At 70.3% G+C, this 18,567-nt stretch carries 20 protein-coding genes; 15 read left to right on the forward strand and 5 right to left on the reverse strand.

Annotated elements, in window-relative coordinates; genetic code table 11:
* Window positions 1-224 precede the first annotated feature (224 nt).
* Genes jaqu_RS07890 through jaqu_RS07900 form a run of 3 tightly spaced genes read left to right on the forward strand, consistent with a single transcriptional unit; the run spans window position 225 to window position 3,186 of the window.
* Complete coding sequence (locus jaqu_RS07890) at window positions 225-812, forward strand: TRAP transporter small permease (RefSeq protein ID WP_043918427.1); 588 nt, start codon at window positions 225-227, stop codon at window positions 810-812.
* The gene (locus jaqu_RS07895) at window positions 813-2,102 is read left to right on the forward strand and encodes a TRAP transporter large permease (RefSeq protein WP_043918428.1); all 1,290 of its coding nucleotides are present in this window, start codon (window positions 813-815) and stop codon (window positions 2,100-2,102) included.
* A gap of 31 nt (window positions 2,103-2,133) precedes the next feature.
* Complete coding sequence (locus jaqu_RS07900; RefSeq protein ID WP_043918429.1) at window positions 2,134-3,186, forward strand: TRAP transporter substrate-binding protein; 1,053 nt, start codon at window positions 2,134-2,136, stop codon at window positions 3,184-3,186.
* Between the two features lie 87 nt (window positions 3,187-3,273).
* Here the strand turns inward: jaqu_RS07900 and jaqu_RS07905 are convergent, their stop codons facing one another.
* Entirely contained in the window at window positions 3,274-3,639 is a 366-nt protein-coding gene (locus tag jaqu_RS07905) for a Pepco domain-containing protein (RefSeq protein ID WP_043918430.1), read from the reverse strand.
* 11 nt (window positions 3,640-3,650) lie between these two features.
* On the reverse strand, window positions 3,651-4,673 hold the full coding sequence (locus jaqu_RS07910; protein WP_043918431.1) for a hypothetical protein: 1,023 nt from the start codon (window positions 4,671-4,673) through the stop codon (window positions 3,651-3,653).
* 168 nt (window positions 4,674-4,841) lie between these two features.
* On the opposite strand from jaqu_RS07910, the gene jaqu_RS07915 reads away from it, so the two are divergent.
* From jaqu_RS07915 to jaqu_RS07925, 3 genes are all read left to right on the forward strand, one after another.
* The gene (locus jaqu_RS07915; protein ID WP_043918432.1) at window positions 4,842-5,726 is read left to right on the forward strand and encodes a hypothetical protein; all 885 of its coding nucleotides are present in this window, start codon (window positions 4,842-4,844) and stop codon (window positions 5,724-5,726) included.
* Window positions 5,719-6,825 carry a phosphodiester glycosidase family protein gene (locus jaqu_RS07920; RefSeq protein ID WP_043918433.1) on the forward strand — a complete coding sequence of 369 codons (1,107 nt, stop codon included), beginning with the start codon at window positions 5,719-5,721 and terminating at the stop codon, window positions 6,823-6,825. The genes jaqu_RS07915 and jaqu_RS07920 overlap by 8 nt, the downstream gene beginning before the upstream one ends.
* A gap of 220 nt (window positions 6,826-7,045) precedes the next feature.
* Window positions 7,046-7,363: a hypothetical protein gene (locus jaqu_RS07925; protein ID WP_043918434.1), complete on the forward strand. Its 318-nt coding sequence runs from the start codon at window positions 7,046-7,048 to the stop codon at window positions 7,361-7,363.
* Window positions 7,364-7,372: 9 nt separating this feature from the next.
* Here jaqu_RS07925 and jaqu_RS07930 read toward each other — a convergent pair whose 3' ends face one another.
* Window positions 7,373-7,852: a tetratricopeptide repeat protein gene (locus jaqu_RS07930; protein ID WP_043918435.1), complete on the reverse strand. Its 480-nt coding sequence runs from the start codon at window positions 7,850-7,852 to the stop codon at window positions 7,373-7,375.
* On the opposite strand from jaqu_RS07930, the gene jaqu_RS07935 reads away from it, so the two are divergent.
* The 9 genes from jaqu_RS07935 (at window position 7,841) to jaqu_RS07975 (ending at window position 16,175) form a co-directional block, all read left to right on the forward strand.
* Complete coding sequence (locus jaqu_RS07935; protein WP_052500847.1) at window positions 7,841-9,136, forward strand: cytochrome-c peroxidase; 1,296 nt, start codon at window positions 7,841-7,843, stop codon at window positions 9,134-9,136. The two genes, jaqu_RS07930 and jaqu_RS07935, sit on opposite strands and share 12 nt — an antisense overlap.
* Before the next feature lies 1 nt (window position 9,137).
* A complete protein-coding gene (locus tag jaqu_RS07940; protein WP_043918436.1) occupies window positions 9,138-9,983 on the forward strand; it encodes a PfkB family carbohydrate kinase in 846 nt (281 codons plus the stop codon).
* The gene (locus tag jaqu_RS07945) at window positions 9,980-11,302 is read left to right on the forward strand and encodes a hypothetical protein (protein ID WP_043918437.1); all 1,323 of its coding nucleotides are present in this window, start codon (window positions 9,980-9,982) and stop codon (window positions 11,300-11,302) included. The genes jaqu_RS07940 and jaqu_RS07945 overlap by 4 nt, the downstream gene beginning before the upstream one ends.
* On the forward strand, window positions 11,299-12,393 hold the full coding sequence (locus tag jaqu_RS07950) for a Gfo/Idh/MocA family protein (RefSeq protein WP_043918438.1): 1,095 nt from the start codon (window positions 11,299-11,301) through the stop codon (window positions 12,391-12,393). Before jaqu_RS07945 ends, jaqu_RS07950 begins: the two co-directional genes overlap by 4 nt.
* A 94-nt stretch (window positions 12,394-12,487) precedes the next feature.
* A complete protein-coding gene (locus tag jaqu_RS07955; RefSeq protein ID WP_236687816.1) occupies window positions 12,488-13,393 on the forward strand; it encodes a hydroxyacid dehydrogenase in 906 nt (301 codons plus the stop codon).
* Between the two features lie 88 nt (window positions 13,394-13,481).
* Window positions 13,482-13,850 carry a nuclear transport factor 2 family protein gene (locus tag jaqu_RS07960; protein ID WP_043918439.1) on the forward strand — a complete coding sequence of 123 codons (369 nt, stop codon included), beginning with the start codon at window positions 13,482-13,484 and terminating at the stop codon, window positions 13,848-13,850.
* Between the two features lie 99 nt (window positions 13,851-13,949).
* Entirely contained in the window at window positions 13,950-14,630 is a 681-nt protein-coding gene (locus jaqu_RS07965; protein ID WP_043918440.1) for a lysophospholipid acyltransferase family protein, read from the forward strand.
* A complete protein-coding gene (locus tag jaqu_RS07970; RefSeq protein ID WP_043918441.1) occupies window positions 14,620-15,546 on the forward strand; it encodes a phosphatidate cytidylyltransferase in 927 nt (308 codons plus the stop codon). Before jaqu_RS07965 ends, jaqu_RS07970 begins: the two co-directional genes overlap by 11 nt.
* On the forward strand, window positions 15,534-16,175 hold the full coding sequence (locus jaqu_RS07975) for a hypothetical protein (RefSeq protein ID WP_052500848.1): 642 nt from the start codon (window positions 15,534-15,536) through the stop codon (window positions 16,173-16,175). Before jaqu_RS07970 ends, jaqu_RS07975 begins: the two co-directional genes overlap by 13 nt.
* Here jaqu_RS07975 and jaqu_RS07980 read toward each other — a convergent pair.
* Both jaqu_RS07980 and jaqu_RS07985 read right to left on the reverse strand, forming a co-directional pair.
* The gene (locus tag jaqu_RS07980) at window positions 16,126-17,673 is read right to left on the reverse strand and encodes an ABC transporter ATP-binding protein (RefSeq protein ID WP_043918465.1); all 1,548 of its coding nucleotides are present in this window, start codon (window positions 17,671-17,673) and stop codon (window positions 16,126-16,128) included. The genes jaqu_RS07975 and jaqu_RS07980 overlap by 50 nt on opposite strands.
* An 83-nt stretch (window positions 17,674-17,756) precedes the next feature.
* On the reverse strand, window positions 17,757-18,521 hold the full coding sequence (locus tag jaqu_RS07985) for an ABC transporter permease (RefSeq protein ID WP_043918466.1): 765 nt from the start codon (window positions 18,519-18,521) through the stop codon (window positions 17,757-17,759).
* Window positions 18,522-18,567 lie beyond the last annotated feature (46 nt).

The raw sequence follows: 18,567 nt of genomic DNA on the forward strand, positions 1-18,567 counted from the left end.
GAGGCCTCCCGCCCCCGCATCAAGGACGGCCCGCGCAGACGGACGCCTGTCCCACGGCGCGCGACGCCGCCGCAGCGCCTGGGTCCCGGGCCCGGGACGTGGCGGGAGGCCGATTCCGGATTGGCGGCGGCTTCCCCCACGTTCGCGCCCGCCCGCGCATCCTCCGGTTGACGCGCCACGTCCCAGCGCGTTCACTCCCCTCGGACACAGCGCGGGGAGGGCGCATGGGAGGGGTGGTGGCCATCGCACGGGCGCTGGGCGCGGTGAATGCCGCGCTTCTGGCCGTCGGGCGCTGGCTGGGGATCGCCGCCATCGGTGCGATGGTGATCGCCATCCTCGTCCAGGTCTTCTGGCGTTACGTGCTCAACGACCCGCTGCCTTGGCCCGAAGAGGCGGCGCGCTTCCTGATGCTCTGGATGACGGGGCTGGTGGCGCCGACGGCGTTCCGCCGGGGCGGTTTCGTCGCCATCGACATGGTCCAGCTTGCCTTGCCGCGGTTGATCGGCGGGCTGCTGACGCTGGTCCTGCTCGGGTTGTCCCTCTTGGTCCTCGTCACCGCCGCACGCATCGGCTGGGCCGAGGTCACGGGCTTCTCGGGCCGCTTCGCGACCTCGTCGCTCTATTACCCCACGGCCGAAGGCTGGGAGAAGATGCCGCGGTCGTGGATGATGGGCTCGATCCTGGTGGGCATGGTCCTGCTCTCGGCGGTCGCGGCCGAGCTGATCCTGCGGCAGATCGCGATCCTCGGCGGACGGGGCGACGACCTGCCCGAGATCCCCATGGCCGTCGATATTGCGGCGGGGGCGGAATAGATGCTGGTCTGGTTCCTGCCGCTCTTTCTCGTGCTCCTGATGGTCGGACTGCCGGTCTTCTTCGCGCTGCTGGCCTCGCCCGGCCTGATGCTCTGGCTGGGCGGGCAGGAGCGGGACCTCGTCCTGCTCTACCGCAACATGTACAACGGGATGGACAGCTTTCCGCTGATGGCGATCCCGTTCTTCATGCTCGCGGGCGAGATGATGAACCGGGGCGGCATCACCCTGCGCCTGGTCGAGTTCGCGCAGGCCTGCGTGGGCCATTTCCGCGCCGGGTTGGCGCAGGTGAACATCCTGTCATCCATGCTCTTCGCCGGCCTCTCGGGCAGCGCCGTCGCCGACACCTCGGCACTGGGCTCGATGCTGATCCCTGCGATGGAGCGCGAGGGCTATACCCGCAAGTTCGCCGCCGCCGTCACCGCCGCAAGTTCGGTGATCGGGCCGATCATCCCGCCATCGGGGATCATGATCATCTATGCCTACGTGATGGAGGAATCGGTCGCGGCCCTGTTCCTTGCCGGGATCGTGCCGGGCGTTCTGGTGGGGCTGGGCCTGATGGTCGTCACCAACCTGATCGCGCGCCGCTCCGAGGAGTTTCCGCCCCTCAAGCCGCGGATCGGCTGGGCGGGCAAGGGGCGGGCCTCGCTCAAGGCGTTCTTTCCGCTGATGACGCCGGTCATCATCCTGGGCGGCATCCTGGGCGGCGCCTTCACGCCCACCGAGGCCAGCGCCATCGCCGTGGCCTATGCCGCCATCGTCAGCCTCTTCATCCTGCGCGAGATGACCGTCAAGGACCTGCCGGACGTCCTGCTGCGCGCCGCCATCGCCTCGTCGGTGGTGCTGCTGCTGGTGGGCGCGGCGATGTCGTTCAAGACGGTGGTCGCACTGTCCCATGCGCCCGAGGCGCTGGCGGCCTTCATCCTGTCGCTGTCCGAGAACCCGCTGATCCTGCTGCTGCTGATCAACCTGCTGCTGTTCATCATCGGGATGTTCCTCGATGCGGGCCCGGCGATCATCATCCTCGGCCCGATCCTGGGTCCGATCTTCACCGATCTCGGGGTGGATCCGGTGCATTTCGCGATCATCATGTCCGTCAACCTGACGGTGGGGCTGGCCACGCCGCCCATGGGGCTGGTGCTGTTCGTCGCCTCGTCGGTCAGCGGCGAACGGGTCGAGACCATCGCCAAGGCGATCCTGCCATTCCTCGCCGTGGAGGTCTTCGTGATCGGGCTGATCACATATGTGCCCGCCATCTCGCTGGCGGTGCCGACCTTCTTCGGCTTCCTCTGAAACACCGGTCACACAGGGAGAGAGACCAACGATGAAACACCTTCTCAAAGCGACGATGCTGGCCGCGCTGATGGCCGTGCCGGCCGTGGCGCAGGACACGATTACCCTGCGCGCCACGGCCAATTCCAACGAGAACGACGAGGATTACGACGGCCTGGTCGTCTTCAAGAACTACGTCGAGAACGCGTCGAACGGTGCCATCGAAGTCGAGATGTTCATCGGCACGCAGCTTTGCTCGGCGCCCGACGAATGCATCCAGGGCGTCGCCGACGGGACCATCGACATCTACATCTCGACGTCGTCCGGCCTGGCCAACGCCTTTCCGTACGTCCAGATCTTCGATCTGCCCTACCTCATGTCCGACGACCGCATCGCGGAAGAGGTGCTGACATCGACCGGTCTGACTGATGATCTGCGCCGGCGGATCCTCTCGGATTCCGGTGATACGGTTCGCCTCATGACCATCGGCAACACGGGCGGCTGGCGCAACTTCGCGAACACCGAACGGCGGCTCGCGGAGCCGGGCGATCTGGCCGGCCTGAAGATCCGCACCGTGGTCGCCGACCTGCCGCAGGAACTGGTCCGCGCGCTGGGCGCGTCACCGACGCCGATCGCGTGGCCCGAACTGTTCACCTCGCTGCAGACCGGCGTGGTCGAGGGGTCGAAGAACGGCATCACCGACATCATGGGCATGAAGTTCCCGGATGCCGGCCTGCAATACATGACCCTGGACGGACACGCCTACATGGGCGCGCTCTGGATCATGAACAACGAGCGGTTCATGGGCATGGACGACGACCTCAAGCGCGTCGTGGTCGACGGGTTCAGCGCGCTCCAGCAGGCGACCTTCGCCAGCCCCAAGCGCAAGTCGATCGAGGCTTATGAAGAGTTCGTGTCCGGCGGCGGCGACCTCTACGTGCCCACGCCCGAGCAGAAGCAGGCGTTTCAGGACGCGGCGGCGCCGGTCTACGACTGGTTCGCGGCCAATGTGGATGGCGGCGAGGAGATGCTCCAGAACTTCCGCGACGCCATCGCCCAGGCCGAGGAGAGCGTGAATGCGCGCCGCTCGGCCGAGATGGAGTAACACCACCGGAACCCGGTGATCGGGGGCGGCCTGCGGGCCGCCCTTTTCGTTTGCGGACCGACCGGACCCGCGCCCGACCGGCGCGGATCATCCCGTCGACGCCGCCGCCCGCTTGAAGGTCAGCTTGACGCCCGCCTGCGCGGTCGCGGTGACGATGCCGATATCCCCCTTGCCCGACAGACCGAGGCTCACCTCGAACGCCTCCAGCCGGAACGCCGCATCCGACTCCGCGTCCAGCTTCGCGACCATCCGGTCTATGGCGCCCTGGGTCTTTTCGAGGCTCTCGATCAGCCGCTCGGTCGGGACCTCCGCGGCGGACGGGCCGAACCAGCGGCGCACCCGGTCGAGCGGGTTGCTCTGGAACTCGTCCGTGCCGGGGGTCGACGCGACCCCTCCGCCGCGCTCGTCTCCGAGGGGCGTCGCCCCGATGATTATGAAATCGTCCCCTGCCATCGCGTCACTCCTCACTCGTGAAGGTCAAGGCCCAGCAGGTCGGTCACCTGCCAGATCGCCTGCGCCATGCCGGTCTGCGTCGACCGGCCATGCTTGATCCCGGTATAGAGGCCCACGGCCCGGCGATCCGATTTCAGCCGCAGCAGCGCTCCGCTGTCGCCGGCCTTGCCGGTCTCGTCGAGATGGATGCGGTGGGCGTCGTAGGCACTGGAATTGTCGGGAAAGATCCATGTTCGCGTGATGCGGCCAGAGACGGTCCCGCTGACCGCGCCGTGAAAGGACACCTCCTCTCCGACAGCGGGATCCGGGTCGATGTCCAGCGGCACGGGCGCGGGCCTGCGGGCGCCGCATTCGATCATGGCGGCATCGACCCCCGCCGGGCAGAACGTGACGAGCTGTCCCATGCTGCCATCCGCCATGGCGACGTTGTCGCCCGGCGCCAGCCCGTTGACGGCATGCTTCGCCGTCAGAACGCGGTTGGGCATCATGTGGGTCCGCGCGTCGCTCGCCCAGCACGCCGCCGTCGCGTTCGACGGGTCGGGGGCGTGCAGCACCTCTGCCGCGACGAGGCGAACGACGGGAAGCTGGATCCCGGCGCCGGGCGACCCGACCGGGATGAACTCGGCGACGACCGGGTCCGTCACATCGCCCCCGCGATGGTCGTAGAGCGCCGCGCCGAAGACATAACCCGTCCCCTTGGCCGCATCCCGGACCCTCGTGTCCCGAGAGGCAGCCACGTCCGTCTCGACATAGCCTACCGCGAACTCTGCCTGCGGGGCGACATAGCCTTTCCTGTCCATCCGATCCGAGGGAACGCCCGTATCCACCCCGAACCCCGATGCGACGTTCGGCCCGTTCTCCCGCAGATACCGGGTCAGCCATTTCTGCCACGCATAGCCGCGGCTCAGCGGCCCGGCGCCCCCGTCCCGGTCGCGCAGGGAGGCGACCTTGTCCCTTTCGCCTTCGGTCCCGGCCTCCCAGGGCGGCATATCCGGGGGCAGGGCGCGCAGCATCGTCTCCAGGGTCAGGCTCATGCGGGGGCCCCTCCGGCTCGGTGCGATAGGTCACAGTTTTCGCGCGCCGGACCAGGTAGAGACAGTCAGGTTCCCCTTACTGCCCAGCCATTTCGGATATCGGTAGGCATAGGTTAACGTAAGGTAAGGAATCGGGTTGGCACGGGGAAGCCTGGCGAGGGGGATGCGATGACCGACGCGACCGAGACTGCCGAAGAAAAGCCGAAGCCCACCGGGATCCGCCGGTTCTTCGGGGATTTCCGCACCAAGCTCTGGGCCGCCGTGATCGCGTTGCTCGTCGGCGGCTCGATCGGCTACGGCGAGCGGTTCGTGGGCTGGATCGGGGGGCACGTCCAGGCGGGCCTTCGCGGGATGGTCGAGGAAGTCGTGACCGCCAAGCTGATCGCGGATCTGGCCGAGAGCGGCGACGACGCGATCCTGCGCCCCGCCATGGATGCAAGGATCGAAGCAGCGGTAGAGCAGGGCGGCCTGATTTCGGTCGCCTTCGCCGAACGCACGGACGCCGCCATCGAACGGCGCATGGACGCCGCGCTAGCCGAGGACGGGATCTATTCGGTCGCGATGGCCGAGCGGATCGACGCCGCGCTGGATGCGCGGGTGGGCACGGCGATGGCGGGCGAATTGCGCTTTTCATCTCAGGAGCCGACGCGGACGTTGCGGTTCTACGTCCCCGCCGACCATCAGGTCGATATGAGCCTGCGGGTCCGCGACCTCGAAGAGGGCGAAGTGATCCGCGTGGGGGCCGGCAGCTTCGGCGGCGCCGGCGGCGGCGAGGCGATCATCGACCGCAACGGCGTCTTCGACGTCTCCGAATTGCGGCAGCCGTCCGAGGGCATGATCGGTGTGGGGGCCAACCCGCTGGGGGCCCCATCGCTGGAGGAGGAACAGGGGCGGATGCGCAACCTCCTGCCGCTGACCCTCCGGCTGAGCCATCCCGACGAGGTGCTGGTCGCCGCGTCGGATGCCCGCAGCGCGCGGCCCGCCCTGCGCTCCGAGGCGCGGGTCGAATTCGTCGCCCTGCTCACGCCGCCCCTGAAGAAGAACCATGATTAGGGCCGCGATCCTGCTGGCAGGAGCACTCGGCGCCGCGCCGGCCGCCGCGCAGGAGACCTTCTCGTTCCCGCGTCCGGTGCCGCAGGTGACGGTTCCGTCGAAGCCGCTGCCGCAGGCCCAACCGGGCGGCGGCGTCCTGTTGCAGAACCTCTCGAGGCATCAGAGCGGTGTGGGCATCGGGGGGCCGACACACGACCGGGCGATCGGAGAGACCGTCGGCTCCCCGAACGCGTTAGGCGGCTTGCTGAGGGGTCTGGGACCAGCTTCGGACGACGAGGACGGCGCTCCACCCGCCGCCGATCCGGCACCCGCAGCGGATCCGAACCACGTCACCGCGATCGTCTCGGCCCCGGCGGCCGCGCCAAGGCCCGCGTCACCGCCCTCCGTCGCGCTCCGCACCGTGCAGAGCGGGCCGGTCGCCCTGCAGGTCGTGACCCTTCCGAACGCCGCGCGGGTCGAGATCGTGGCCCCGGATGCGGCGGGCCGCAAGGACGATGCCGGTCTCGTGCTGCTGGAGATCGCGACCGAGTACCAGCCCGACATCCTGATCTCGGGCGGCTATCTCTCGGCTTTCGTGCCTCCGACGGCGCTGGGGCTCGTCCGGGTCGGCGGGCGGGATATCTCGCGGATCCACCGTTCCTGGCTGACGACGGCCGTGTTCTGCACCGACGGGAGCGATCACCTCGTCCGCAGCTTCTCGCCCGAGATCGTCGAAGGGCGGACGGATTGCCTGCAGGCCGGGCCGATGGTCGTGGTCGACGGCGCCAGCCGGTACCCCGCCTCCGATCTGGTCGACGGCGAGGCGCGGCTGGCCGATCAGATCGTGATCCACACTTTCCTGTGCGAGGATGCCCAGGGGGCGCTGGTCATGGGCATCTCCGGCGCCGCCACCTTGCATGAACTCGGCCCCGCGCTGGTGGATGGTCTCGGCTGCCGCCAGGCGATGCGCCTGTCGGGACGTGAGACGGGCGGCATGTATCTCCGCGGGATCGGCCTGTTGGAGAATTCGCTGATCGCCCTTCCCAGCGCCATCGCGGTCCATGGTGTGTCCGTCCGCCGCCCGGCGGGCGACGAGATCCGGACCGGGATCTTCCGTTAGGGCCATCCGCGCCGCCGGGCCCGCGTGCCGGGCTGCTCGCGACGCATCACCCCCGCCCAGGGCGACACGGGCCCCGCCTCCCGGCGGATCAGTGCGCCAATGCCGCATTCCAAAGCCGATTGGTTCGGAAATGGGGACAATCGTACGGCGGGATGGCATCATCCCTCCACGGTTCTGCGCTACCCGTCGCGCAAATCGCGATGCAAAACGGAGCAGACACATGCGCGCGCCCCTCTTTTCCCTGCTGGCCCTTCTCCTCGCGCCCGCCGCGATGGCGCAGGATGCGACGACCGAGGCCGAGGCCCCGGCAGCCGACCCGATCGCCACCTTCTGCGAGGCGCAAGGCAAATCCGAAGACCAATGCAGCTGCGAGATCGAGTCGATGACCGGCATCTTCTCGGCCGAAGAGATGGCCGACATCCGCGAAGCCGCAGCGACCGAAGATCCGCAACTCGTGGCCGCCGCCGTGAGCCGGGGCATCGGCATCGACCTGAACAAGAACGACTTCTACAACGACGGCGTCGCCGCCTGCGACTAGCGCCGCGCCTCAGCGGAACGGGTACATCCAGACCTTGTAATCCGCAGCCAGCTCCAGCGCGTGGGCGATCTGTTCGGGCGTCATCTTCTTGACGACCTCTGCCTGGCTGATCGCCGCGTCCGGGTCGCCGCCGATGGCGGACAGCACGTACCACATGTAGGCGCGGGTCAGGTCGGGGGCGGGCATGCCGATCCCGACCTCGTAATACCAGCCGACCCCCGATTGCGCCCCCGGATGGCCCTTCATCGCGCTGCGCAGATACCATTCGAAGGCGCGCACCTCGTCCTTCTCGACGCCGAGGCCCAGCGCGTACATCACGCCGATCAGTTCCTCCGCATCGGCGTTGCCGGACCGGGCGGCGGGCCACAGCATCTCGCGCGCCTCCGCGAAGCGGCCCGCTTCCATGAGGTCGCGCGCTTCCTCGATATCCGCCGCGGCGGGGCTGGACAGCGCCAGCAGGGTGGCCAAGATCGCGGCATGACGCTTCATCGTCTTCTCCTCGCGCTGATCCTAGCCGCCGCGCCCGCCGGGGCGGAAGAGGTGACCTTCCATCCCTTCGACGAAGCCAGGGCGCGGATCGGGCAATTGCTGTTCTACGATCCGATCCTGTCGGGGAACCGCAACATCTCCTGCGGGACGTGCCACCATCACGAGACGTTCTCGGCCGACGGGCTGAGCCTCGGCATCGGCGAGGGCGGGCAGGGCGTCGGGACCGAGCGCACCGCCGGGCAGGGCGACGACGCGATCCGCAAGCGCGTGCCCCGCCACGCCCCCGCGCTCTGGAACGTGGGGGCTGTCGAGTTCACCCGCTTCTTCCATGACGGCCGCGTCGCACGCAGCCCGCATTACGAGGTGGGCTTCGACACCCCGGCCGAGGAATGGCTGCCCGAGGGGTTGCCGCACCTGCTGGCCGTGCAGGCGCTCTTCCCGATGGTCGCGCAGTTCGAGATGGCCGGAAACCCGCGCGAGAACGAGGTGGCGGGCGCCATCCACGACCGCGTGGACTATGCCTGGCCGATCCTGGCCAAGCGGGTGCGGACGATCCCGGATTACGGCGAGATGTTCGTGGCGGCCTTCGACGACGTCGCCACGCCCGAGGATGTGACGATCGTCCATATCGGCATCGCGCTGGCCGACTTCATGGGCTCCGAATGGCGCTCGCTGGATGCGCCCTACGATGCCTGGCGCGCAGGTCAAGCCACGCTGACCGCTGCGCAGGCGCGGGGCCATGACCTGTTCTTCGGGCGCGCGGGATGTGCGGAATGCCATTCCGGCCCGCTCTTCACCGACCATGAGTTCCACGCGCTGGCGCTGCCGCCCTTCGGCCCGGGCCGGACGCGCCGCTTCGACCCCCTGCCGCGCGACACCGGCCGCATGGCCGCCACCGACGATCTGGAGGACGCCTACCGCTTCCGCACGCCCTCCCTGCGCAACGTCGCGCTGACCGCCCCCTACGGCCATAACGGCGCCTACCCCACGCTCGACGGGATCGTCCGCCACCATGCCGACCCGGCCGCCGCGCTGGCCAAGTGGTCGCCCGCGATGGCCAGGCTGCCCGATGCGCCCTGGCTCGCCGCGACGGATTTCGTGATCCGCAACGACGTGCGGGAAATGGCGCGCGTCGCCGCCCGCGTGGACATCACGCCCGTCGCGCTGAGCGATGCCGATGTCGCGGATCTCGTCGCCTTCCTGAATGCGCTGACAGGGGGCGACAGCCGGGACGGGCGTCTGGGACGACCCGATGCGGTGCCCAGCGGGCTGCCGGTGGATTGACGTGACCCGCCTTCTCGTCGCCGGCATCTCGGTCATCGACTATGTCCACCGGATGGACGCGCTGCCCGAGGGCGGGGCCAAGTTCCGCTCCCACGGGTTCGAGCGGATCGGCGGCGGATGCGCGGCCAACGCCGCCGTGGGTGCCGCCAGGCTGGGCGCTGACGTCACCCTGCTGACGCGGCTTGGCGCGGATGCGGCGGGCGAGGAACTGGCCGGGATGCTGGGCGATGCGGGCGTGACGCTGCTGGCCGAACGGGGCGGGCGGCAGCCCCTCTCCTCGGTCATGATCGACGCCGCCGGGGAACGGATGATCGTCAACTTCCCCGGCGCCGACCTGCCCGAGACGGTGCCCGACCTGCCGGATTTCGATGCGGCCCTCGTCGATTTCCGCTGGCCCCGCGCCTCCGAGGCCGTCCTGCGCGCCGCGCGCGACCGGGGCCGCCCCGGCGTCGTCGACGGAGAGCGGCGGACCCCCGAGGCGGGCGCGGCGCTGGCCAGCCATGTCGTCTTCTCGACGCAGGGCCTGGCCGATTTCACCGGCGAGGCCGATCCCGACCGGGGATTGGCCCGCGCCGCCGCGCGCCTGCCGGGCCGCGTCGCCTATACGGACGGGCCGCGCGGCACGATCTGGGCCGACGGGCCGCATGTCCCGGCCCCCGAGATCCGGGCGGTGGATACTTTGGGCGCGGGCGACCTGTGGCACGGCGCCTTCGCCCTGGCGCTGGGACGCGGCGACACCCTTGCGGATGCGTCGCGCTTCGCCAATCGTGCGGCAGCGATCAAATGCAGCCGGTCGGGGGGATGGGAGGTCTATCCCGACGCGGCGGAGCTGAGGGAGTTTCCATGAAGATCGGGATCCTGCCGCTGGCGCGGCCGACCTTCGACGTGGCCTATGCCGAAGAGAAGCTGGCCGCGATGCTGGCGGCGCTCGACGCTTGGGCGGGGGCGGCGCATTCGGTCGTGGGCCCGCGCAGCCTGCTGATGGGGCCGGACGAGGACGCGCTGGGGCAGGTCGCGGACGCGGATGTGCTGCTGATCCTTCAGGTGACCTTTACCGATGCCGCCTTCGCCACCCGCGCGGTCGCCGGGCATCCGGGCCGCGTCGCGATCTGGGCCGCGCGCGAGCCTCGCGCCGGGGGGCGCCTGCGGCTGAACGCCTTCTGCGGGCTCAACCTGCTGTCCCACGCGCTGGGGCTCAACGACCGGCGGTTCGCCTGGGCTTACGGAGAGGCCGATCTCGACGCCCTGCTGACCGGGCCCGAGGTCGCGCCCGTCTTCGGCGCGCCCTCGGACGCCCCGCCCGTGGCACCGCGCCCGCTTCGGATCGGACGGATCGGAGAGCATCCCGAGGGCTTCGACACCTGCCGCTACAATGCGCCCCGCCTGCGCGCGCTCACCGGCGCCGAGGTGGTGACGATGGATCTCTCCGCGCTCTTCGATCGGGCCAGGGGGGTCGAGGCACAGGCCGTCGCGCCCTACCGCGAGAAGGCGGCAGCGCTGGCGGGTGTGGACGATCTGGACGCCGGGGAGCTGGACCGCTCGCTGCGCCTCGCCGCCGCGCTGGACGGCATCCGCACCGAGGAACGGCTCGACGCGATGGCGATCCGCTGCTGGCCCGAGACCTTCACCGAATATGGCGGCGCGGTCTGCGGCGCGGTCTCGATGTTGGGCGAGGCCCGCACGCCCTGCGCCTGCGAGGCCGACGTCTACGGCGCCGTCACCCAGGCGATCCTGCAGGACGTGGCCGATGCGCCGGTCTTTCTGGCCGACATCGTCGACATGGAGGGCGAGACCGGCATCGTCTGGCATTGCGGCCAGGCCCCGGCCTCGATGGCGGCGGGCGGGATGGCCGCGACCGTGCACACCAATCGCCGTCAGGCACTGCTCTACGAGTTCACGCTCAGGCCCGGCCGGGTGACGCTGTTCCGCCTGAGCCAGGCCCATGGCCGCCATCAGGCCGTGATCGCGACCGGCGAGGCGGTCGACGCGCCCATGGCGTTCACCGGCACCTCCGGCACGATCCGCTGGGACCGGCCCGACATGGCCGACGCGCTGATCGCCAGCGGGTTGGAGCACCACATGGCGCTGGCCTATGGCGACCATTCCGAAGCGCTGCGCGGCGTCGCGGCGCATCTCGACATTCCTGTTCTGGAGTTGGGCGCATGATCCGATACGGCCTGATCGGCGGCGGCATGATGGGGCAGGAGCATATCCGCAACATCAACCTCCTGGAGGGCGCGCGGGTGACGGCCGTGGCCGACCCGGACGAGGGGATGCGGCGCCTCAGCCTCGCGACCGCGCAATCCAATCGCGGCTACCTGACCGCCGAGGACCTGATCGCGCGCGAAGAGGTGGACGCCTACCTGGTGGCGGCGCCCAACGACCTGCATGCGGGCCTCGTCCAGCGCCTTCTGGCCACCGACAAGCCGATCCTCGTGGAAAAGCCGCTGGCCACCACCACCGCGGATTGCCGCGACCTGCTCAACATGGCCAAGGGGCGTCGCGCGCCGGTCTGGGTGGCGATGGAGTACCGCTACATGCCGCCCGTCCAGCACATGCTGGCGGCGCTGGATCAGGGGGCCACCGGGACCCCGCGCATGGTCTCGATCCGCGAGCACCGCTTTCCGTTCCTTCCCAAGGTGGATGCCTGGAACCGCTTCAATGCCCGCACCGGCGGAACGCTGGTCGAGAAGTGCTGCCATTTCTGGGATCTGATGCGCCTGATTCTGCGCGCCGATCCCGTCCGGGTCTATGCCAGCGCCGGCATCGACGTGAACCACCGGGACGAGCGCTATTACGGCGCCCGTCCCGACATCGTGGACAACGCCTTCGTGGTCGTAGACTTCTCGAACGGCGCGAGGGGGATGCTGGACCTGTGCATGTTCGCCGAAGGCTCCCACTGGCAGGAGCAGATCGCGGTGACCGGGGAAAACGCGCGGATCGAGGCGTTCATCCCGGGACCGGCGCGCTTTGCCCCCGACGGCAAGCCCCGTGAGGCCGAGGTCGTCACCTCGATCCGCGCGCTCAAGGAGGAGGTGCGGGAAGTCGTCCACACCCCGCCCGAATTGCTGATCGCGGGAGACCATCACGGCAGCACCTTCTACCAGCACGAGCGGTTCCTGAAGCTGGTGCGCGAGGGAGGCGGGGTGCCGGAGGTGACGCTGGACGACGGCTACTGGTCCGTGCTCGTGGGCGAGGCCGCCGAGGAATCGGCCCGCTCGGGCCAGGCGATCGACCTGCGGGGCCGCGGGGCGTGACCGGGCGGACGCCGCGCCGTCGGAAAGGGCAGGAGCGAGGGGCCAGCCCCTCGCGCTCCCCGGGATACTTCCGAAGCGAAGAAGAGGGCGCGGCGTGATCCTGATCACCGAATTCATGGACGAGGCCTGGGTCGACTGGCTGCGCGCCCGGACCGATATCGACTACCAGCCCGACCTGCCGGACCGGCCGGACGATCTGGCGCGGTCGGCGACGGGCGCGGCGGCGCTGATCGTGCGCAACCGGACGCAGGTGCGGGGCGATCTGCTGGACACGGGCTTCCGCGTCGTCGGGCGTCTGGGCGTGGGGCTCGACAATATCGACACCGATGGCTGCCGCGCGCGGGGGATCGAGGTGATCCCCGCCACCGGCGCGAACACCCTGTCGGTCGCGGAATACGTGGTCACCACCGCGGCGATGCTGCTGCGGGGCGCCTATTTCATGCGTCCGGCGATGGAGGCGGGCGATTGGCCGCGCGGCCCCGCCGGACAGGGACGGGAGATCGCGGGCAAGGTGCTGGGCCTGCTGGGCTACGGTGCCATCGCGCGCGAGGCCGCCCGGCTGGGCCGCGCGCTGGGCATGTCGGTGATCGCCCACGATCCCTTTGCCGGCGACTTCGAGGGGGCCGAGGCCGTGACGCGCGACGCCCTTCTGGCGCGGGCCGATGTCGTCTCCCTGCACGTCCCGCTGACCGAAGAGACGAAGGGCCTGATCGGCGCGGGCGCGCTGGCCGCGATGAAGCCGGGCGCGGTGCTGGTCAACGCGGCGCGCGGCGGGATCGTTGACGAGCGCGCGCTCTGCGACGCGCTCCGGGACGGTCGGCTGGCGGGCGCGGCGCTCGATTGCTTCGCAACCGAGCCGCTGGGCGCGGAGAACCCCTTCGCGGACGTGCCCAACCTGATCCTGACGCCCCATGTGGGGGGCGTGACCGCCGAGGCGAATGCCCGCGTCAGCGAGATGATCGCGCGGGCGGTGGCCGATCGGCTGGACCTGCCCGCCTGAGCGGTGGCGCAACCGGCGGGCGACCCGTGGACGCGCGCGGGGGTCGCCCGCTACACTCCCGGCGTCGCACCGCAGAGAAGGCTTTGCCATGACCCTGAACGAGATCGCCGCCGAACTGGTCGCCGGATGCCGCGAGGAGCGGGAGGGCGAGAATCTGGACAAGCTCTACGCCCCCGATGCCGTCAGCGTGGAGGCCGCCGATTTCGGCCAGGGGCGCGAAGCGCAGGGCATCGAGGCGATCAAGGCCAAGCATGCCGGATGGAACGCCATGTTCGAGGTTCTGGACCACAGCGCCTCGGATCCGATGCCCCATGGCGACGACCGCTTCGCCGTCATCTTCGAGGCGAAGACGAAGAACCGCGAGACCGGCGAGGTCGACGAGATGAAGGAGGTCGCCGTCTACCACGTCTATGACGGCAGAATCGTGCGCGAGGAGTTCTTCTACCCCACGGGCTGACGCGCCGCCGCCGCATTCGGGTCCGGCCCGCCACACCACGCTACACTTCTGCACCGCCCCCTCTTGCGCGGGCGGGCGGGACGAGGCGACCTGCGGACCATGCGCGCCGCCGTCAAACGCCTCGCCGCCCGCTTTTTCGAAGGGGCCATCGTGACTTTCGCGCGCTTCGTCTGCGCGCCCCGCGTCATGCTTGACGAGCCGCTGGATGCCGGCCCGTCCCGCGTCTTCATCGCCAATCACGGCTCGAATGCCGATACGATCCTGATCTGGGCCGCGCTGCCGCCCGAGATGCGGCGCAGCCTGCGGCCCGTGGCCGCCGCCGACTACTGGCTGACCAGCCGCTTCCGCGCCTTCATCGGCCGCGATGTCTTCCGCATCCTCCCGGTGGAACGCGACCCCGAGGCCCGCACGGGCGATCCCATCGCCGACATGGCCAGCGCCCTCGAGGCGGGGCACTCGCTGATCCTGTTCCCCGAGGGCCGCCGCAATCCCGGCCCCGAACGGCTGCTGCCGTTCAAGACCGGCATCTATCACCTGTCGCAGGCCCGCCCCGGCACCGAATTCGTGCCGATCTGGATCGACAACCTGAATGGCGTCCTCCCCCGCGGAGAACTGGTGCCCGTGCCGCTGATCTGCACCCTGCGCTTCGGCGCGGCCCTTGTGCTGGAGCGGGACGAGGACAAGGCCGCGTTCCTGGCACGGGCCGAGGCGGCCGTCCTGGCCCTCGCCCCCGACGCGCCGGCCGAGGACACACCGCAGGAGGTCGCCCATGGCGCTTGAACTCGCGCTTCTCTTCGGGGGGTTGTTCCTCGTGCTGATCGTGGCCAGCGTTGTGACCGACTACATCGCCCCGCGCATCGACGCCGAGACGCTGGCCAACCTGCGCGATCGCCTGCGCGCCTGGTGGGCGATGATCGGCATCCTGGCGGTGGCCTTCCTGCTGGGCCGGGCCGGCCTGATCATCCTCTTCGCCTTTTGCAGCTTCGCCGTCCTGCGCGAGTTCTTCACCCTGGTCGACCGCACGCGCGCGGACCACTACGCGCTGTTCGGGTCGTTCGCGCTGGCCCTGCCGATCCAGTACGCTGCGATCTGGATCGAATGGTACGGCTTCTACTCGATCTACATCCCCGTCTACGCCTTCCTTCTGGCCCCCGTCCTGTCGGTCCTGCGCGGGCAGACCGAAGGCTTCCTGGCCCGCGTGAGCCAGGTGCAATGGGGCCTGATGATCGCCGTCTTCTGCATCAGCCACGTCCCCGCGCTCCTGTCGCTGGACATCCCCGGCTTCGAGGGCCGCCAGATCCTGCTGGTCGCCTTCCTGCTGCTGGTCGTGCAGTCCAGCGACGTGCTGCAATATGTCTGGGGCAAGACGCTGGGCCGCACCAAGCTGGCGCCGCAGGTCTCTCCGTCCAAGACGTGGGAGGGGCTGATCGGCGGCGTCCTCTCGGCCAGCGTCATCGGCGCGCTTCTGCACGGGCTGACGCCGTTCGGGCCCGTCGCCGCCTTCGGGATGGCGTTCCTCGCGGCGATCATGGGCGCCTTCGGAGGTCTGGTCCTGTCCGCGATCAAGCGCGACCGGGGGGTGAAGGATTGGGGCCACGGCATCGCGGGGCATGGCGGCTTTCTCGACCGTCTGGACGGGGTCGCCTTCGCGGCGCCGGTCTTCTTCCACCTGACCCGCTACGCGTGGACCCCGTGACCGAGGGACGCCGACCTCTCGCCGTGCGCGGCACCGGATGGGCGCAGGCGGCGGCGCGGCGCCTGACCGCGCGCGGAGTGGCGCCCGACACGATCTCAAAGGCGTCGCTGGTCTTCGCGGCGGCGGCCTTCGCGTGCTTCTGGGCGGCGGGGCAGGGCGTATGGCCGTTTCTGCTGGTGGGGGCGGCCTGCGTGCAGGGCCGGCTCTTGTGCAACCTCTTCGACGGGATGGTCGCGGTGGAGGGCGGACGCGGCGGGCCCGAAGGTCCGTTCTGGAACGAGGTGCCGGACCGCCCCGCCGACCTGCTGATCCTCACAGGTGCCGGCCTGGCCTGCGGCTCGCTGGCGCTGGGCCTCGCGGCCGGCGGGGCGGCGCTGATGACGGCCTATCTGCGCGCGATGTCGGTGGCGCTGGGACGCGGAGAGGATTTCGGTGGACCCTTCGCCAAGCAGCAACGCATGGCCGCCGTGACGGTCGCCGCCCTGATCGGCGCGGCCGAGGCGGCCATCTGGGGCACCGCCTGGGCCATGACGGCCGCGCTCTGGCTGGTGACGCTGGGCGGGGCGTTGACGGCCTGGCTCAGGGGGCGGCGGCTTCTGTCGGCGCTGGCCGCCAATCGGGCGGAATGACCGGCGCCGCGGCCAGAAGGTCGCGCGTATAGGGATGGGCAGGGGCGTCGAAGACCTCGACCCCCTCCTCGACGATCCGGCCTGCGCGCATGACCAGCACCCGGTCGCAGACCGCGCGCACCACGGTCAGATCGTGGCTGATGAACAGGTAGGACAGGCCCATCCGTTCTTGAAGGTCGCGCAGCAGCGCCAGCACCTGCGCGCGCACCCGCACGTCCAGCGCGCTGACGGCCTCGTCGAGGACGACGATTTCCGGCTCGGTGATCAGGGCGCGTGCGATGGCGATGCGCTGACGCTGGCCGCCGCTGAACTCATGGGGATACTTGGCCATGTCCCCTGTACTCAGGCCCACGGCTTCCAGCGCGGCGCCCACCCGGTCGCGCCAGTCGCGCGGGCGGCCCGTCAGGTGGAACGGCTCGGCCACCAGCTTGGCGACGCTCCAGCGCGGGTCGAAGCTGCCATAGGGGTCCTGGAAGACGACGCTGATCCGCGCCCGGTCCGCGAAGGTCATCGCCGTGCCCCCCGGCCGGCCCAGCAGACGGATCGCGCCGCCCTGCACCGGCTCCAGCCCCAGGAGCGCGCGCGTGAGCGTGGACTTGCCGCAGCCGCTCTCGCCCACCAGACCCAGCGCCTCGCCATGGTTCAGCACCAGCGACACGCCATCGACCGCCGCCAGATCGCCGTAGCGCCGCACCAGGTCCTCGGCCTCCAGCACCGGGCGCGCCGGCACCTCGCGCCGCACCCGCGGGGCCGGGGAAGAGGCCGCCAGCAGGTCGCGCGTATAGGGATGGCGCATCTCGCGGAACAGCGGCTCCGTCGCGCCCGCCTCGACGACGGCGCCGTCCTTCATGACGGCCACCCGGTCGGCGCGGCCCGCCACGACGCCCAGATCGTGGGTGATCAGCACCATGCCGATCCGCTCCTCCTCGACGAGGCCGCGCAGCAGGTCCAGCACCTGCGCCTGCGTCGTCACGTCCAGCGCCGTCGTGGGCTCGTCCGCGATCAGCAGGCGCGGATGGCGGGCGATGGCCATGGCGATGCAGACCCGCTGGCGCTGCCCGCCCGACAGCTCGTGGGGGTAGCGGTCCAGCGGGATCGACCCCAGCCCCACCCGGTCCAGCCGGTCGCGGGCGACCGCCTCCGCCTCGGCCCGGCCGGTTCCGCGCAGGCGCAGCGTCTCCGCCACCTGACGCCCGATCGTGTGGACCGGGTTCAGCGCGGTCATCGGCTCCTGGAAGATCATGCCGATCTCCTCGCCGCGCACGCCCAGCCAGTCCCGCTCGCGCAGATCCAGCAGATCGCGCCCCGCCAGCGCAACGCGACCCGAAGCCCGCGCCGCGCGCGGCAGCAGCCCCATGCAGGCCAGCGCCGTCATCGACTTGCCCGACCCGCTCTCGCCCACCAGCCCCAGCACTTCGCCCGGCGGCAGGCTCAGGGACACGTCCCGCAGGATCGGCGCCCCCCCGATGGAGACCGAGAGCCCCTCGACCTCCAGCAGAGCCGCGCCCGTCTTCTTCGCTTCGGAAATATCCCGGGGAGCGCGAGGGGCTGGCCCCTCGCCCCCGCCCGTGCCGTCCGCGCTCACGCCCGCAACCTCCGCAGGCGCGGGTCCAGCAGGTCCCGCAAGCCGTCGCCCAGCAGGTTCAGGCCCAGCACGGTCACCACGATGGCCAGCCCCGGCAGCAGTGCCAGCGACGGGGCGGAGTAGATCATCGTCTGCGCCTCGGACAGCATCCGGCCCCAGGAGGCGGTGGGCGGCTGCGCGCCGAGCCCCACATAGGACAGAGCCGCCTCCGCGAGGATCCCCAGAGAGAACTGGATCGTCGCCTGCACGATCAGCAGGTTGGCGATGTTGGGCAGCACGTGCTGCACCGAGATCCGCGCCGCGCCCTTGCCCGCCACCCGCGCCGCCATGACGTAATCCAGCGTCCAGATCGGCAGCGCGCCGCCCCGGGCCACGCGGGCGAAGACGGGGATGTTGAAGATGCCGATGGCGAGGATCGCGTTGACGGCGCTGGGCCCGAAGACGGCGGTGATCAGGATCGCGATGACCAGCGACGGGAACGCGAAGACCAAGTCGTTGCCCCGCATCACCACCTCGTCGATCCAGCTTCCCCGCCGCGCCGCCGCCAGCAGGCCCAGCGGCACGCCCGCCACGATGCCGATGCCGACGGCCACAAGGGCCACCGCGATCGAGGTCCGCGCGCCCTCCATCAGCAGCGAAACCATGTCCCGCCCCAACTGATCCGTGCCCAGCCAATGGGCGGCCGAGGGCGGCTGCAGCCGGGCCCCGATCTCCAGCCGGGTGATGTCGTGGGGCGTCCAGACCAGCGACAGCGCGGCCATTGCCGCCACGGCCGCCGTGATCGCCGCCCCGATCCACAGCGCCGGG

The organism is Jannaschia aquimarina (assembly GCF_000877395.1).
GTDB lineage: Bacteria > Pseudomonadota > Alphaproteobacteria > Rhodobacterales > Rhodobacteraceae > Jannaschia > Jannaschia aquimarina.